Below are 16450 nucleotides of genomic sequence, written 5' to 3' on the forward strand. Positions count from 1 at the left end.
AAGCGCGCGAAGACACCACTTCCGCCGACGCCTCCAACTGCAGATGCTAGAGATCTAGCCCTGTAGTACTAGGAGACGGTGACCGCTGGTCTCACCGCGGAGCCACGCCAAACCCAGCGCGTACACGCACGCGTTCCCCTACCGAGGACCGAGCTGCTTCTCCCGCGCCACCGACCAGGGCCGGACCTGGAGCACCGGCCGGATGATCTTCGACCCGGGCAGAACGACCAGACGATCGGCAACCGGATCGGGGGTGATCGGGAAACCGTGCTTCGTCCCGGTTTCCCGATCACCATTCACCCGGATGGGTGGTTTGGATGGCGCGCGTGCGGGCCTCGTGCGGAGGTAGGGGGTTCGGCCGTTGGCGGGGTTGCGCCGTTCGGATCAAGGACTACGCTGCAAAGTGCGGTTCAGCAGCATCCGTCCCCGAACTTGCCAGCGACCCAGCGGGTCGGTCGAGAACGACCCGCTCGTCACGTCATCTGCGAATGAGGCGTGGAATGTTAGTCGTCCAGCCCCCAGCGACGGCGATCCCCGTAGCGCCGTCGAAGCGCGAACAGCGCACTGCGTTCGACATCCAGGTCATCCGCCCGTACTTCGGCGCGGTCATGGTCCGCATCCGCGGCGCGCTCGACGCGGACAGCGCACCCCAGGTGCGGTCAGCCCTGAGCACGTGGGCGCACCGCCGGTTCCCGGTCCTGGTGCTCGACCTGTCCGGGGTCGACTTCCTCGACGGAGCGGGCCTCGCGGCCCTCGGCGGCATCCAGGCGCGGGTGGTCCGCGAAAACGCGACGCTGCGCGTCGTCACGGGCGACAACCGGGTGGTGCGCCGGGCGTTGTCGGCCAGCGGGCTCGACCACGCGCTGAACGTCAGCCGCCTGCCGTCCGGGTGGGAACGCGCCACGGAGATCCCCGGCCAGAGCTGACGGCTCGAGCCGCGTCCTCTCACCGGGGTGTGGCGGGTTCGCGCAGCCCGTCGATCGTCTCCCGCAGTGCTTCGCCGGTCGGCGTCGGCTCGATGCCGAACGCCGCCGTCGCGGCCGACGAGTCGAGGACGAACGGCCGCCGCAGCTGGTACTCCACCTCCACCATCTCCCGCGCCATCGGGTTGAAGAGCCCGCCGAGGCGCAACACGAGGCCGGGCATCGTGGTGACGCGGGCCGCCGGTGCGCCCGCCAGTTCCGCGGCGCGCCCGGCGAGCCGGCGCACGGACATCGCCGGTGCCGTCGGCACGTGCCACGGCCGGCCCCAGGCCCGCTCGTCGGCCGCGACCGCGACCAGCGTGCGGGCGACGTCGCCGACGTGGGTCCAGCTGTGCGGGGCGTCCAGGTCGGCCGGCGCGGAGGCTCGCTTGCCGGCCAGCACCTTCGGCAGGACCAGGGCGGTGAACGACGAAAGCGCGCCGGCACCGAGGTAATCGGACCCCCGCACCTCGGCCGTGCGGACGCGGCCGGCTTCGTGCGCGGCCAGCGCGTCGGCCCACAGCTTCGCCCGCACCTCGCCCTTCACCGAGTTGGGCCGCATCGGCAGGTGCTCGGTGATCGGGCCGTCGACGGCGCCGTAGGCGTAGAGGTTGCCGGTCGTCACGAGCGGGACTCCGCTCGTCTCGGCGGCTCGCAGGAGCGCCGCCCCGAGCGGGGGCCAATCGGTGGCCCAGCGGTGGTAGGCGGGTCCGCCGCAGCTGTACAGCGCGACCGCGCCTTCGGCGTGCCGCGCGAGGGTGGCGGCGTCGGTGGCGTCGGCGGCGATCAGCCGGACGCCGTCGACCGCCGGGCCCCGGCCGCTGCGGCTGAGCAGGCGGACCTCTTCGCCGCGGGAGGCGAGCAGACGAGCCGTGGCCGAGCCGACCGGACCGGCTCCGACGATGACGTGCAGGGACATGGGGACCACCTTTTCCACCCAGGCGAGAACAGTGTTCTCGAACAAGAACACCGTACTGAGGCCGGGTGGCCGCCGTCAAGAACACTGTTCTCGCCGAGATCGGGTGTTCTCGGAAGTGTGCGAGACTGGAGTGGTGTCCGCCTCGTCGCTGCGTGCCCGGGTCCGCTCGGAGATGCACCAGGAAATCAAGGAAGCCGCCCGGCGCCGGCTCGCCGAGGAGGGGGCGAACCTGTCCCTGCGGGCCGTGGCCCGGGACATGGACATCGTCCCTTCGGCGCTGTACCGGTACTTCCCGAGCCGCGACGCCCTGCTGACCGCGTTGATCATCGACGCGTACGAGGGGCTGGGCGCGGCCGCGGAAGCCGCCGAAGCGGCGGTCCCGCGCGACGACCCGCGCGGCCGGTGGCTGGCCGTGTGCCGCGCGGTGCGGTCCTGGGCGCTCGCGCACCCGGCCGAATACGGCTTGCTCTACGGAAACCCGGTGCCCGGCTACGCCGCCCCGCCGGAAACCGTGGCGCCCGCGTCGAAGGTGATCCTCCTGCTCGCCGCCATCGTCGGCGACGTCCCGGGGAAGCCGAGTTCACCCCGGCCGCTGCCCGGCCCGGTCCGCACCGACCTGCGGCGGCTGATCGGCCAGCAGGCCACGGACCTGCCGGAGGAGTGCCTGGACCGGGTGCTGCTCGCGTGGACGCACCTGTTCGGCCAGCTCAACTTCGAGGTCTTCCACCGGCTGGACGACATGATCGCGGCGCGCGCCGAGTACTTCGAGCACCACATGGCCCTGCTGGCCGACCTCGCCGGGCTGCCGTGACCCGCGCCGGGTTTGCGCTCAGTCCACCGGGACGTAGTCACCGTCGCCGGCTTTCGCGGTGGCGAGGTCCGCGTGCGTCGACGCCCTCGTCGTGAAGCGGCCCCGTGTCACGCGGACGTACGCCCCGTCCAGCGGGAACACCAGCACGAACTTCGCCCCGTCGGTTCCGCGCAGCACCGCGCCGCGGCGCAGGTTGCCGAGGAACTCGATGATGTCCCGTTCGATTTCCTCGGCGAACCAGCGCTGCTCGTCCTGGGAAATGTCGTACAGATCGGTGTCGATGTCGTACGTGGCGCGCCGGCCCGTCACCGGGTCGCGGGCCGTGAACTCCAGGCCGAGCCAGTGGCCCGGGCTGACGATCACGGTCGCCTGCCAGGTTGATCCGCTCAGCTGCCAGGCGTCCGTCTCGGCCGTGTACGTCGCCCGGAGCGTGTGAAGGACCTCCACGAGACGGCGGCCGGTCATGGCGCCTTCGGGGCGGCCACGGCCGGCCTGGTCTCGCCGACCGGCGGGCCCGGCTCGCGCAGGAACCGTTTCGCGGGTTCGGCGCCGGCGCCGTGCAGCAGCACGCTGCCGAGGACGCAGGTGACGGTGATGGTCAGGATGGTGTCCGCGGTCCCGCCCTCCGGAAGGCGGTTGAACGCCGGCAACCCGAACACGATCGACGTCGTCCCGCGGGGGCCGAGCACGCCCACCAGGAGCCGCTCGCGGGCCGAAAACCCGGAGCCGGCCAGGGAGAGGAGCACCGGGACCACGCGGGCCAGGGTAAGGGCCGGCGCGCAGAACAGCACCACCTGCCACGAGCCGCCCAGCGAGACGATGAGCACCGCCGACACCCCGACCATGAACCACATGACCGTGGTCATCAGCGCGGTGACGTCCTCCAGCAGCCGCAGGTCGGGCCCGAGGACCGGGCCGCCGGCCGCGCGCCGTGCGGCCGGCGTTCCGCGGAGGAAGCGCGCCTGGGCCTGCCGGTGGACGTAGCGGAACGCGATGCCGCAGACGAACGAAGCGACGAAGCCGTTCCCGTCGATGCCGACGGTCACCGTGTAGGTCAGCAGCGGCGTGAGCAGGACCGCGACGCGCGAAGACTGCCCGGTCATCCAGTTGCGGCGCTGGGCGCGGTCCATCAGCCAGGCCAGCAGCGCGCCAAGCACCACGCCGGCGACGACGGCTTTCAGGGCGAAGGGCACCACGGTCCCCAGCGCCGCCGGCGGTGTCCGGTGCTGGTCCTGGTCGCCCGCCAGGATGAGGGCGAACAGGAACAGCGGGGAGACGATCCCGTCGTTGTACCCGCTCTCGACGTTGACGACGCTGCGGACGCGGGCCGGCACCGCCCGGTCGCGGACCAGCCGCTCGGCCGGGGCGAAGTCGATCGGCATGACGACCCCGGCGATCAGCAGCAGGACCGGCCAGGACAGTCCCGGGAACAGCGCCCAGCCGAGCAGCATCGCCAAGCCGAGGCTCAGGGGCAGCGCGATGAGCAGGAGCCGGGCGACCGACCCCGGGGCTGCCCCAGAGCCGTCCGCCGGTCAGCGTCGACCTCAGCGCGGGCAAGCCGGGCCGCAACCGGGAGGGTCTCGACGTCCCGGGCGGCCCGCGGCTGGAGACGTACCTGGCGCGCAGCGTGGTGACCGCGATCGACCGCCGGTACCGGACCCTCGCCGACCGGGAGCACCGCGCGCTCGGCGGGATGTCGAGCGGCGCCTTCGCGGCGTTGAACGTCGGCTTGCGCCACAGCGGTGAATTCGGCGCGTTGCTGCTGAGCATGCCGTACGACACGCCGGAGAACCGGAAGGCCCTCGGTGCGTCGGCGGGCGCCAACACGCCGCGGGAGTACGTGGGCACGATGCCGTTCCCGCAGCCGGTCTCGGCCGTGCTCGCGGCCGGAACGGGGGCGCCCGGGGACGTGGCCGAGGCACGCCGCATCGCGGACGCGTTGCGGTCACGCGGTCAGCAGGCGGAGGTGCACACCGAAGACGGCTTCGGCCACACCTGGCGCACGGCCCGGGCGACGCTCCCGCACCTGCTCGCCTTCGCGGCCGGCGTGTTCCAGCAGACCCCCCGTCGTGAGTGGTAAGGCGGGTTCTAACCCGCCTTACCACTCACGACCAGCTGTGGGAGGGGGATGCCCGGGTCAGCCGCCGATCTAGGTGTTCTGGCAGGTCGACCGGACCTTCGCCGTGCCCGGCGAACAGCCGGGCCGGCGAAGTTCCGCCGCTATGGCGCCGTCAGGTCGAACCGCTGGAGGGTGACCGAGCCGCCGAGTGCCTGGGTGGCGTGGTTGAAGACGGCGAACCGGTAGCCCATGAAGAACTGCCAGGCGTTGTTGAGGGTGAACGCCGACCCCAGCGGGGTGAAGTTCACCCCGTCGGTGCTGTAGGAGAACCGGGCCTGGCGGCCGGTGCCGGGGCGGATGTCGGCGTTGGCGCGCAACCAGATCCGGCTGCCGGGCAGGTCGGCGCTCGCGACTTCGGTGCCGGTGCCGGTGGTGTTCCAGTTGCCGTCCATGGTGAGGCCGTTGACCATGACCACCCGGTTGCGGCCGCCGTCGCGTTTGACGCCGATGTACGCCGAGGAGTCGCGCAGCATCGCCAGGCCGGTGCGGTCGCCGTCGCGCATCGACGTCAGGTCGAGCGTGGCGGTGGCCGTGGAGGACGGCCCCTGGATGCGGTGGGTCACGGTGTTGCGGGCGGAGTACAGGTCGTTGGTGACCGTCGCCGTGGACAGCTTGAGCCCGTTGCCGACCGAGAACTTCGTCGTGTCGGGGTTGTGGTTCCACTCCCACTGCGGGCTCAGCGCCGGTCCCGGGAAGGTGTCGGTGCCCGTCATCGGCTCGACCTGGCGGGGTGGCGGTGGCAGGTTCGGCTTCGGGTAGGTCGTGCCCCAGCGGCCGTTGACCGTCTGCAGCTTCGGCCAGCCGTCGGCCGTCCAGGTGACCGGGGCGAGCACCGGGACCCGGCCGCCGGGGTAGGCGTCGACGAAGGCCATGTAGTACCAGTCGCCGTTCTGCGTCTGCACCAGCCCGCCCTGGTGGGGCACACCGCCGCCGGAGACCGGGCCCGGCAGGTCCAGCAGCACCTGCTGGATGGTGTAGGGCCCGAAGGGGTTGCTGGCCTTGAGGATGTACTGGCCGTTGGCCGGCCGGGTCGTGAAGATGTAGTAGTTCCCGCCCCGCTTGTAGAACCGGGAGCCTTCGAGCGTGCCGATGTTCGACGGCGTCTGGAAGACCTGCTGCGAGCGGACTTCGGTCTTCCCGTCCTTGGAGAGCTGGGCGACGCTGAGGGTGGTGTTGCCGTAGGCGACGTACATCGTGTCGTCGTCGTCGACGAGCATGCCCGCGTCGTAGTAGCACTTGTCGATCGTGGTGTGCTTCGACCACTGCCCGTCCACCGCGGTGGCGGTGTAGATGTAGGTCTTGGCGAAGTCGACGCAGCCGCCCCAGTAGAACGTGTCGTTGCTGGCGCGGTGGTTGAAGAACGACGCCCAGATGCCGCGCACGTACCCGCGGCCGCCGTTCATGTCGTACTTCGCGCCGAAGTCCAGCTTGGGCACGGAGTGGCCGGCGAACTCCCAGTTCACCAGGTCGTAGGAGCGCAGGATCGGCGCGCCGGGGGAGTAGTGCATCGTCGAGGCGGAGTAGTAGTAGGTGTTGCCGACGCGGATGATGTCGTCGTCGGCGAAGTCCTGCCACAGCACCGGGTTCGTGAAGGTCGACGGCTGGTTCGGGGTGGTCGTGGTGGTCGTGGTGGTCGGGGTCGTCGGCGTGGTGGGGGTGGTCGGGGTCGTGGGGGTCGTCGTGGCCGTGGGCTCGACGCCGCCGGTGCAGAGGGTGCCGTTGAGCCGGAACTCCGACGGGGTCGGGTTGGCCGAGGTGAACGAGCCGTTGAAGCCGAACTCCGCCTTGCCGCCGGTGGGGATGGCCGCGTTGTAGGCGACGTTCTTCGCGTTGACGGTGGCCCCGGTCTGGGTGATGGTCGCGTTCCAGTGCTGGCCCACCTGCTGGCCGCCGGTGAACAACCAGGTCAGCGTCCACCCGTCGATCGCGTCACCGAGGTTGGTGATCGACACGGACGCGCCGAAGCCGCCTTGCCATTCGGACGTCTTCGTGTAGGTGACCGAGCACCCGGCCGCGGCGTGCGCGGCCGGGGTCGCCACCAGGACGGCGCCGGCGAGGCCGGTCGCGGCGAGCAGGGCCGAGGCGGCCGCCCGGGATCGTCGGCGTGACACCACGTATGTCCTTTCCGGTCAGCAGGGGGTCGAAGGGGAAAGCTCAGGCGGAGAACTGCCACCAGTTCACGTTGAACAGGTAGCCGCTGCCGCCGGTGAGCCGCAGGACCAGGTCCTGGGTGCCGGTCACGCCACTGACCGGGCAGGACACCGAGGTCCACGTCTGCCAGCCGCCGGTGCCCGCGACGGTGCAGCGGCCCACCACCGTGCCGGTGGCACTGCCCAGGCGCACCTCGATCGTGCCGCCGGCGCTCGCGGAGGCGACGCGGGCGGTGAACGTCTTCGCGCCCGCGCCGAACGCGACGTTGCGGACCTTGACGGTGTCACCGTTCTCGATCCACCCGATGTTCATGCCGCCTTCGGACGCCGGTTCGGTCTCGATCCCGGTTTCCCAGTTGATCGTCTCGGCTTCCTGCCGGACGAAGGGGTTCAGCGTGTCGGCCGGCGGCGGCCCGCTGTTCGTCATGGTGATGGTGGGGATGCTGCCGTCGGCGTTGTAGGCGAACTTCTCCACCGACACCGAGCGGGTGTAGCCGCCCCCGCCGGGCAGGGCGCCGTTGTGGTAGAAGAAGTACGAGCCGCCCTTGTAGTCCACGATTCCCGGGTGGTTGGTGAAACTGCTGCCCTGTGTGGGCATGACCGTGCCGCGGTAGGTCCACGGGCCGGTCGGGCCGGGCGAGGTGGAGTAGCCGATGAACTCCGAGCAGCACTTCGCCGCGAACACGTTGTAGTACGTGCCGTTGCGCTTGTAGACCCAGGGGCCTTCTTCGTACAGCGTCGGGCGGCTGCCGCCGTTGGGCCGGGTGCCGAACCCGGCCGTGGTGAGCGGGATCTGGTTGATGCCGCCCGAGTACGACGTCATGTCGGTGTTGAGCCGCACGTACGACAGGTTGGGGTTGCCCCAGTACAGGTACGCCTGGCCGTTGTCGTCGATGAAGACCGTGGGATCGATCTCGCCGTTCTCGACGAGCGGGTGGCCGATGGCGTCGCGGAACGGCCCGGTGGGGCTGTCCGCGACGCCGACGCCGATGGCCATCCGGCCGGTCGCCCGGTTGACCACCGGGACGTACCAGTAGAACTTGCCGTTGCGCTCGACGGCCTGCCCGGCCCACGCGTCCTGCTTGGCCCAGCTGAACGTCGCCAGGCTCATCGGCGAGCCGTGGTCGGTCCAGTTGACCATGTCCGCCGACGACCAGACCCGCCAGTCCTTCATGGTGAAGTAGGTCGAGCCGTCCTCGTCGTGCCCGGTGTAGAGGTAGACGCGGCCGTTGTACACCAGCGGCGCCGGGTCGGCGGTGTAGATGTGTTGCACGATCGGGTTGTCGGCGTGCGCGGTGCCGGGCAGGAGGGCCATCGCGCACAGGGCCGCGGTCATCCAGGCGAGTACGCGCTTTCGGTGGTGCACGATGGTCGCTCCTTCGTCGGGGAGTGGGGTCAGCTCGCTGCGCAGGTCGACGTGATGCCCTCGGCGCTGCCGGTGCCCTGGAAGCCGAACTCGGTCGACTGCCCGGCCGCGACGGTGCCGTTGTAGGAGACGTTGGACCAGGTGACGCTGCCGGTGGTGCCGCTGTTGCTCGCGCTCCAGGAGCTGGTCACGGCCGCGCCGGAGGGCAGGTTCGTCGTCACCCGCCAGCCGTTGAGGGCGGAGCTTCCGGCGGTGACCTTCACGGTGGCCACGAAGCCGCCGTTCCACGAGTTCAACGAGACCGAGGCGCTGCAGCCGCTGGGGTTCGGCGTGGTCGGCGTGGTCGGCGTGGTCGGCGTGGTGGGCGTGGTCGGGGTGGTCGGCGTCGTGGGGGTCGTCGGGTTGGTCGGCGTGGCGGCGTTCAGCGCGTCGAGGACGCTGTTGTACGCGGCCTTCTTGTTCCCGTTGCCGTCGAACAGGAGCGGGTTCTCCCCGGTGCGCCAGGAATCGGTGTCGCGGATGCCCCACGTGGTGATGCCGGCGCAGCGCGCGACGGCGACGCAGGCGCGGGTGACAGCGCCGTAGGCGTTGGCCTGGTTGGAACCGGCGATGTCGAGCTCGGTGATCTGGACTTCGACGCCGAGGTCGGCGAACCGCTGGAGGTTGGCCTGGTAGTCACCGGGCGGGTTGCCGGACAGGTGGGACTGGAAGCCGACGCAGTCGATCGGGACGCCGCGGGACTTGAAGTCCTTGACCATGTTGTAGATGCCGGTGCTCTTGGCGTTGACGCCGTCGGTGTTGTAGTCGTTGTAGCAGAGCTTGGCGGCCGGGTCGGCGGCCCGCGCGGCGCGGAAGGCCGCTTCGATCCAGTCGTTGCCGGTGCGCTGGAGGTTGGAGTCGCGGCGGCCGCCGCTGCCGCCGTCGGCGAACGCCTCGTTGACGACGTCCCAGGCGTAGATCTTGCCCTTGTAGTGGGTGGCGACCTGGGTGACGTGGTTCATCATGGCCTGGCGCAGGTCGGAGCCTTCCATGCGCTGCGCCCAGCCCGGTTCCTGCTGGTACCACAGCAGGGCGTGCCCGCGCACCCGCTTGCCGGTGCTGACCGCCTGGTTGAGGATCCGGTCGCCGCCGCTGTAGTTGAACTGGCCCCGGTTGGGCTCGGTGGCGTCCCACTTCATCTCGTTCTCGGGCGTGATCATGGTGAACTCCCGGTTCAGGATGTTCACGTAGGTCGAGTCGCCGAGCTTGCCGGCCGCGACGGCGGCGCCGAAGTACCGGCCGGACTGGGCGGCGGCCGCGCCGAGCGTCGAGGCCGCGCCGGTGGCGGACGTGGCCAGCACCAGCGAAACCCCGAGCGTCGTCGCGAGGAAAGCCGAGGCCAGTGCGGCTCGGGAGAGCGACCGCGATGTCATCTTCATGTGCACACCTTCATTCGTGGGTACGGGTTCGCGGTCACGGGCTGGTGCACGTGGCCGCGTCGAGGCTCGCCGTGCCGGGGCCGGACACGAGGAAGCCGAAGGTCGTCGAGGCGCCGGCGCCGAGCGCGCCGTTGTAGTTCGCGTTCTTGACGGTCACCGCGCTGGTGCCGCTCGCCGTGCCGCCCCAGACCTGGCCGAGGCTCTGGCCGGCGGGCAGGGTGAACCCGACGGTCCAGCCAGTGAACGCCGCGGCACCGGTGTTCGCGACGGTCACTTCGCCCTGGAAGCCGTTGTTCCAGGTGCCGACGATCCGCGGCGTCGCGGTGCACGGGCCGCCCCCGGTCGGGGGCTGCGGGTCCCCGCCGATGCTGCCCGGGACCGCCTTGAGCGCGTTGTACCAGGTGGTGGCCATCTTGCTGTAGCCGGCCGCGTCGGGGTGGATGCCGTCGGGCAGGTCCGCGATGGCGACCGAGGGGTACATGTCGACCAAGTGCACGCGCTTGCCGGCGGCGGCCTTGGCCCGCATGTCGGGGGCGATCGCCGCGTTGAAGGTGCGGACGGCCGGGTCGGCGAACCGGATCGGGATGATCGTGGCGACGAAGAGCTCGGTGTCGGGCGCCAGGTTCGTGATCCGGTCGACGAGGGCCGACAGCCGCCGCGGCGCGCCGGCCGGGTCGCTGCCGTACATGTCGTTGGTGCCGATGTGGAGCAGGATCGTGTGGGGGTGGTACGTGTTCAGCCAGCCGGTGACGGATCCGTCGAGCTGCGCGATGGTCCAGCCCGGGTGCCCTTCGTGGTTGCGGTCGGGCATGCTCGCGGGTCCGTCGGCCAGCGAGCCGACGAAGTCGATCGAGCGCCCGTCGGCCCGCAGCTTCGCGCCGAGGTCGAGCCGGTAGCCGCCGATCGAGCCGCCCTGGGTGATCGAGTCGCCCAGCGGCATGATCGGCACCGCGGCGGCGGCTTCCGCGACCGCCGGCACGACACCCAGCGCGACGCAGGCCGCCAGCGCACCGGCGAAGATTTTGGCGAGTTTCATCGGTGAATCCTTCGGGGACCGCGGATCCGGGGTAAATTACTTTTCGACTGGTTTCCGAAACTTTCGTCGCCGGCAGTTCCGGAATTGCCCGGTGGAACGTTAGCGCTAACAGTGACCGGGGCCGATGGCCGGGCGCCTTCGTGGCGCCCGGCCGCCGGTTTCCGGCCTAGTTCACGCTCGCGGAGAACGAGTTGACCGCGAGCCCGACGCCACCGCTCCACGGTTCGAAGCCGGCCTGGATGCTGGTGAGGTACCAGGACCGGTCGACGCGGGTGCGGTTGTCGACGTCGTTGACGAAGTCCATCACGTTGAACGACCAGCCCGAGATGGTGGACTGGGCCACGTAGGACACCACGTCGTTGCCGCCGTTGTTGCCCTGCCACACGTCCCAGTTGCGGCCGCCGATGCTGGTGGTGCCCACCCGGCCGCCGACCGGCTGCACGTTACCGGTGTGGTTGAACCAGATCATCAGCTCCATCTGGTTGACCCCGTTGGTCTTCGCGGTCGGGTCCATCCAGATGTCGTACGAGGCGTCGAAAACCGAGTTCCCGACGTAGTTGTACGAGATCGACGACGGCACGCTGCCGATCCGGCTGAGCTGCCGGGGCAGGGGACTGCCGGGGGAGCAGTTCGAGTAGTGGCAGCCGAGGTAGACGGCCGGGTAGGACAACGGCGCGCCGCCGCTGGTGGACCCCTGCTGGGTCTGGATCCGGAACCCGCTGCCGGTGACGTTGATGCACTGCTGCGCGCTGCTGCCCCAGCGGTTGTTCATCACGACGTACCGGCCGCCGATGGTGGTCGAGCCGTACTGGTCGCAGATCAGGGTGTCCGCGTGCGCGGCCGGGGCGACGGCGACGGGCGCCGCGACACTGGCCGCGGCGAGCAAGGCCGCGGACAGGGCGTTCCTCAGTTTCATGATCTCCTCCACGTCGTCGTGGCGTTTTCTGGGAGCGCTCTCATTCGAATCGCCATTGATGTAACCACAGCGGGCGGCCGGATAAAAGAGGAGGGCGGTGATCGATTTTCCGAATGCGTTCCCGGCGTCCCGGACGCAATGGGGAACGAGCCGGTCACGAGGCCGCGCGCAGCGTCCACTTCTGGTTCGCCTGCACGTTGCAGGTCCACAGGATCAGCTTGGTCCCGGCGGTGGTGCCCTGCCCGGTCGCGTCGAGGCACCGGCCGGACTGCACGCCGGTGATCGTGCCGTCGGCGTTGACGGTCCACTGCTGGTTGGCCTGGCCGGAGCAGGTCCAGATGATCACCGGGGTGCCGTCGGCGGTGCCCTGCCCGGACGCGTCCAGGCACTTGTTCCCCGCGGTCGTCAGCTGCTTGCCGGTGGTCGTCCACGGCGCTCCGGCGCAGTCGGCCAGCTGCACCGGGGTGCCGTCGGCGGAGGAGGCGACGTCGGCGCAGCGGCCCGACTGCGTACCGACGAGCTGCCTCGCCGAGGACTGCCCGGGGGTGCCGATGCTGCCCGGGACCGACTGCAGCGCCGCATACCAGACCGCGGCCATCTTGTCGTAGCCGGTGGCCGTGGGGTGGACGCCGTCGGTCAGGTCGGCGGCCGTCAGGGCGGCGTGCATGTCCACCAGGTGCACGTGCTTGCCGGCGTTCTGCTTGCTCTGCACCATGCCGGGGATCGTGGCGTTGAAGGTGCGCCCGGCGGCTTCCTGGCCGCTGTTGGCGATCGGGATGATCGTCGCGACGAAGACCTCCGCGTCCGGTACCGCCCCGGTGATGTGGTCGACCAGCGCGGACAGGCGGCCCGGCGCGCCCGAGACGTTGTAGTTCTGCAGGATGTCGTTGGTGCCGATGTGCAGCAGGACCGTGTGCGGGGTGCTGGTGCGCAGCCAGCCGGCGATGTTCGCGTCGATCTGGTCGATGCGCCAGCCCGGGTGCCCCTCGTGGTCGTGGTCGCCGAGGGTGGCGGGACCGTTGTACTGCGAACCGACGAAGTCCACCTGGTAGCCGCCCGCGGTGACCCGCTGCCAGAGCCCGATCCGGTACCCGCCGGGCACTTGCGTGCCCTCGGTGATGGAGTCGCCGAGGGGCATGACCCGGACCCCGCCGTTCGATTCGGCGGCGGCCGGGGTGCCCGGAAGGAGAGCGGCCAGGACCGCCGCGGCCGCGGCCAGCCACCCGAATCGTGTACGCATGCTGTCTCCTCGCCGGCCGCCGTCAGACGGCGGTGATGGTCCACTGGTTGTTCGTGCTGCTGTTCGGGGTCCACAGGCCCACGCTCGAGCCGGCGGCGGTGCTGCCCATGCCGTCGAGCGCCGTGCCGGTGGCCCGGTTGACGATCTGGTACCGGCCGTTGCCGAGGCCGGTCAGCCGCCACTGCTGGCTGGTGGCGCCGGTCCACGCCGTCTCCGCGCAGGTGGCGCCGTTGGCGGTGTTGCCCCGGCTGTCGGCGACCAGCCCGTTGGTGCGGTTGACGATCCGGACGTAGCCACCGCCCGCGTCGGTCAGCTGCCACTGCAGGTTGGTGCTGCCGTCCCAGTTCCACTGCTTGAGCGGGGAGCCGGCCGCGACACTGCCGCCGCCGTCCAGCACCAGGCCGGTGGCGACGTTCGCGATCCGCGACCAGCCGGTCGGCAGGGGACCGGAGCCGGGCGTGGGAACCTGGCCGGAGAAGGTCAGCTTCACCACGTACGCCGGCGCGTCGAACGGCGGGTTCGCCGAAGGCAGCTGGACGCGCAACGCGGAAGCGTCCTGGACCGGCATGGGGAGGGCGGTGGCCGCGCCGGCGTCCGGGCCGAGCAGCTGCGCCGAGACCAGGTTGCCCAGGTTGATCCGGTTCGAGCCGAGCGTTGTGATCGGGAAGGTGCTCCCGGGCCAGCCCAGCACGGTCGCGTACAGCACGGTGTTGTCCTTGCTGCGGGTGAACCGCACGTCGGTCCGCGTGCCTTCCACCGGGGTGGTGAACGAGCCGCCGCCCATCTTCGTCGGTCCCTCGCCGTACACGGCCCACGCGCGGGTCCCGTAGAAGGATTCGCCGAACCGCTTGAGGTAGTTCCCGATGCCGAGCAGGATCGTGCGCTGCCCGGCCGGGATGGTGCCGTCGGCCATCGGGGCGATGTTCAGCAGCATGGTGCCGTTCTTGCTGACCCGGTCGAGCAGCGAGTGCAGGATGGCCTTCATCGAGTAGTAGCCGATGCCGTTGGTGTAGCACCAGCTGGAGCTCGAGATGCTGTCGTCGGTCATCCAGTAGGGGCTCATCAGGTCGCCCGGCCCGCCGCGTTCGAAGTCGAAGACCTCCCCGCGGTTGTCGAACCCGTCCTTGTAGGTGGCGACGACGTCCTTGTTCCACGCGACGGCCTGGTTGTAGTAGTGCGAAAGGAAGTTCAGCCGCTGCGCCTCGTCGACCTGGGTCAGGTTGAAGTCCTGGTAGACGAGGTCGGGCTGGTAGCCGTCGACGACCTCCCGGAGCTTGTCGTACCAGAGCTGGTTTTCCGCGGCCCGGCCGTTCTGGCCGAACAGCCGCCGCAGCGACTCGGTCGGCTGGTTCGGCACGTGGTCGTAGTACCCGGTGAAGTGGTACGCGTGGTGCAGCGCCGTCAGCAGCTTGAGGCCCTTCCCGCGGATGGCGTCCGCGTGCAGCCGCAGCAGGTCCAGCTTGGGCCCGGTCTTGACCGAGTTCCACTCGTTGGCGGCGCTGTTCCACATCGAGTAGCCGTCGTGGTGCTCGGCGACCGGGCCGGCGAACTTCGCCCCGGCGTCGGCGAAGAGCTGGGCCCACTCGGCGGGGTCGAAGTTCCCGCCCGCGGACTTCAGCTTCGGCGCGAACTGCACCCAGTTCCCCGCCTTGTCCCGGGCGCCGTTGATGAAGTTCTGGTACGGCCACGCCGACGGATCGCCGAAGACCGCCTTGTGGTGGTTGTTCTCGTTGGAGCCGCCGATGTACATGTTCCGCGGGTACCACTCGTTGCCGAACGCCGGGACGCTGAACACGCCCCAGTGGTAGTAGATGCCGAACTTGGCGTCCTGGAACCACTCCGGGGCCGGCGGGTGCTGGTCCACCGAGGCCCAGCTCGGCGTGTAGCTGCCGGGGCCTTCGGTGGCCCACGCGGTGCGGACGCGGAACACGCCGGCGGCCGCGGCGGCCCCGGCCACCACGATCAGCTTGCGCCTGGACAGCTCGAACGAAGACATCGCGGGAAACCCTTTCGGAAGTTCGGTCAGCCCAGGGACCACTTCTGGTTGTTCGCCCCGGTGCAGGTGGCCAGCTGGATCGCGGTGCCGTTCGCGGTCCCGGAGCCGGTGACGTCGAGGCACAGCCCCGATTGGGTCCCGGTGACGGTGCCGTTGGTGTTGAACGTCCACTGCTGGTTGTTCTGCCCGTTGCAGTTCCAGATGATGATCTTGGTGCCCGGGCTGGTGCCCCGGGCGTTCGCGTCGAGGCACCGGATGTTGCCGCCGTCGTAGACCGTGAGCTCACTCGAGCCGCTGCGGGTCCAGGTCTGGTTGGTGCCGCCGTTGCAGTCCCAGATCTGGACCGCGGTGCCGGGCGTGGTGGAGACGCCGTTGACGTCGAGGCACTTGTTCGCGCCCACCGCGTGCACCGCGCCGGTGCTGGTCGGGCCGCCGCCGGTGCTGTAGCCGGCCGCGGTGATGCTGGCCTGCACCGCGTTCTCGGTGGCGTCGGTCGGGAAGCCGCTGGTCACGGCGCCTTCGAAGAACTCGCCGACGCCGGAGACGCTGTTGTCCCCGCCGGTGCCCAGCAGGATCGACGGCTCCAGCTTCATGGGGGAGTAGCCGCGCGGCAGCCCGCCCGAGTACGGCGTGGTGAGGCCGCCGGTGGTGGCGTCACCGTACTTCAGGGTGAAGTTGCTCGTGCCGTTGTTCTTCAGCCACGCACTGACGAACGGGTGGTGCACCCCCGGGTTGTTCGGGTCCTTGTTGGACCCGGTTCCGGTGTGGTACATGCCGTTCTCGAGGTCGGCCTCGACCCACGGGCCGGTCCCCGTGCAGCCGTTGAACCAGCAGGCGGTGCCCCAGTAGATGGCGTTCATGGTGGCGTTGCCAGTGTCATTGTGGGAGATTTCGCCGCTGCCGTAGTCGAAGCAGCACCACTGGTTGACGTAGTTCGACGAGGTGATCATGTAGATCCCCTCCGGCTGGGCCCCGACCGGCGCGCCCTTGGCGTTGTCGATCCGGTAGCCGACGCCCTGGGTGACCTTGATCCCGTACACCGGGTGCCCGCCGACGGTCACCGGCAGCGCCATGGCGTCCGCGCCGACGTCCGATCCGTTCGGGCCGGGGCCCTTCCAGAACCCGCCCCACGAGATCGGCAGGTCGTTGTGGTTCGCGGTCTGGTCGTAGATCTTCGTGACCGTGCACCGCGTTCCCGCGCAGAAGGTGACCTGCGGGGCCGAGTCCGCGTAGCCGCCCGCCTCCAGCAGCCCGATGTCGAGGTACTTCTGGTCCGACGCCCGCTGGATCTGGTACAGCGGGCCGTTGTACGCCCCGAAGAGGGCGCGGGTGGTGCTGTGCGCCGTGACGCACGGGGTGCCGCCGGTGGCGTAGAGATCGCACGCCTGCGGTGTGGCCGCCTGGGCCGTCGGGGCCGTGGCGGCCACGGCCCCGGCGGTCAGCAGCAGCGCCGCCGCCGTCGCCTGCAGTGCTCTTCTCAAGGAACCCTTGCGGAAGACCATGGCCGAACTCCTCTG

14 protein-coding genes are annotated in these 16450 nt (G+C 70.3%); 3 read left to right on the top strand and 11 right to left on the bottom strand.

The window, feature by feature from the left end; all coding sequences use genetic code 11:
- The first annotated feature begins 500 nt into the window (after positions 1-500).
- A complete protein-coding gene (locus C2L58_RS12385; protein WP_103337718.1) occupies positions 501-926 on the top strand; it encodes an STAS domain-containing protein in 426 nt (141 codons plus the stop codon).
- A gap of 19 nt (positions 927-945) precedes the next feature.
- On the opposite strand, the gene C2L58_RS12390 is transcribed toward C2L58_RS12385, so the two are convergent.
- Positions 946-1881 (bottom strand): NAD-dependent epimerase/dehydratase family protein, encoded by a 936-nt coding sequence (locus tag C2L58_RS12390; RefSeq protein WP_103337719.1) that lies wholly within the window; start codon positions 1879-1881, stop codon positions 946-948.
- A gap of 133 nt (positions 1882-2014) precedes the next feature.
- Here C2L58_RS12390 and C2L58_RS12395 point away from each other — a divergent pair, with 133 nt between their 5' ends.
- A complete protein-coding gene (locus C2L58_RS12395) occupies positions 2015-2692 on the top strand; it encodes a TetR/AcrR family transcriptional regulator (protein ID WP_233225684.1) in 678 nt (225 codons plus the stop codon).
- An 18-nt stretch (positions 2693-2710) separates the two neighbouring features.
- On the opposite strand, the gene C2L58_RS50375 is transcribed toward C2L58_RS12395, so the two are convergent.
- Complete coding sequence (locus C2L58_RS50375) at positions 2711-3157, bottom strand: hypothetical protein (RefSeq protein WP_233225685.1); 447 nt, start codon at positions 3155-3157, stop codon at positions 2711-2713.
- Positions 3154-4143, bottom strand: coding sequence for a cation:proton antiporter domain-containing protein (locus tag C2L58_RS12405; RefSeq protein ID WP_233225690.1), 990 nt, complete (start codon positions 4141-4143; stop codon positions 3154-3156). Before C2L58_RS12405 ends, C2L58_RS50375 begins: the two co-directional genes overlap by 4 nt.
- A 59-nt stretch (positions 4144-4202) precedes the next feature.
- Between C2L58_RS12405 and C2L58_RS12410 the strand changes: the two genes are divergently transcribed.
- A complete protein-coding gene (locus C2L58_RS12410) occupies positions 4203-4772 on the top strand; it encodes an alpha/beta hydrolase (RefSeq protein WP_103337743.1) in 570 nt (189 codons plus the stop codon).
- 140 nt (positions 4773-4912) lie between these two features.
- Here C2L58_RS12410 and C2L58_RS12415 read toward each other — a convergent pair whose 3' ends face one another.
- The 8 genes from C2L58_RS12415 to C2L58_RS12450 all read right to left on the bottom strand — a co-directional run bounded on the left by C2L58_RS12415 (position 4913) and on the right by C2L58_RS12450 (position 16435).
- Complete coding sequence (locus C2L58_RS12415; RefSeq protein ID WP_233225687.1) at positions 4913-6922, bottom strand: family 43 glycosylhydrolase; 2010 nt, start codon at positions 6920-6922, stop codon at positions 4913-4915.
- Between the two features lie 43 nt (positions 6923-6965).
- Positions 6966-8297 carry a glycoside hydrolase family 43 protein gene (locus C2L58_RS12420; RefSeq protein WP_199191236.1) on the bottom strand — a complete coding sequence of 444 codons (1332 nt, stop codon included), beginning with the start codon at positions 8295-8297 and terminating at the stop codon, positions 6966-6968.
- 59 nt (positions 8298-8356) lie between these two features.
- Positions 8357-9745, bottom strand: a complete 1389-nt coding sequence (locus C2L58_RS12425; RefSeq protein ID WP_199191234.1) for an endo-1,4-beta-xylanase — start codon at positions 9743-9745, stop codon at positions 8357-8359.
- 34 nt (positions 9746-9779) lie between these two features.
- Positions 9780-10781, bottom strand: a complete 1002-nt coding sequence (locus tag C2L58_RS12430) for a cellulose binding domain-containing protein (protein WP_103337724.1) — start codon at positions 10779-10781, stop codon at positions 9780-9782.
- A 166-nt stretch (positions 10782-10947) separates the two neighbouring features.
- Entirely contained in the window at positions 10948-11697 is a 750-nt protein-coding gene (locus C2L58_RS12435; RefSeq protein ID WP_233225688.1) for a GH12 family glycosyl hydrolase domain-containing protein, read from the bottom strand.
- 154 nt (positions 11698-11851) lie between these two features.
- Positions 11852-12937 (bottom strand): ricin-type beta-trefoil lectin domain protein, encoded by a 1086-nt coding sequence (locus C2L58_RS12440; RefSeq protein WP_103337725.1) that lies wholly within the window; start codon positions 12935-12937, stop codon positions 11852-11854.
- A gap of 22 nt (positions 12938-12959) precedes the next feature.
- The gene (locus tag C2L58_RS12445; protein WP_103337726.1) at positions 12960-14933 is read right to left on the bottom strand and encodes an alpha-L-fucosidase; all 1974 of its coding nucleotides are present in this window, start codon (positions 14931-14933) and stop codon (positions 12960-12962) included.
- A 26-nt stretch (positions 14934-14959) separates the two neighbouring features.
- The gene (locus C2L58_RS12450; protein WP_103337727.1) at positions 14960-16435 is read right to left on the bottom strand and encodes an arabinofuranosidase catalytic domain-containing protein; all 1476 of its coding nucleotides are present in this window, start codon (positions 16433-16435) and stop codon (positions 14960-14962) included.
- Between the last annotated feature and the right edge of the window lie 15 nt (positions 16436-16450).

The sequence above is a fragment of the Amycolatopsis sp. CA-126428 genome (assembly GCF_002904335.1).
GTDB lineage: Bacteria > Actinomycetota > Actinomycetes > Mycobacteriales > Pseudonocardiaceae > Amycolatopsis.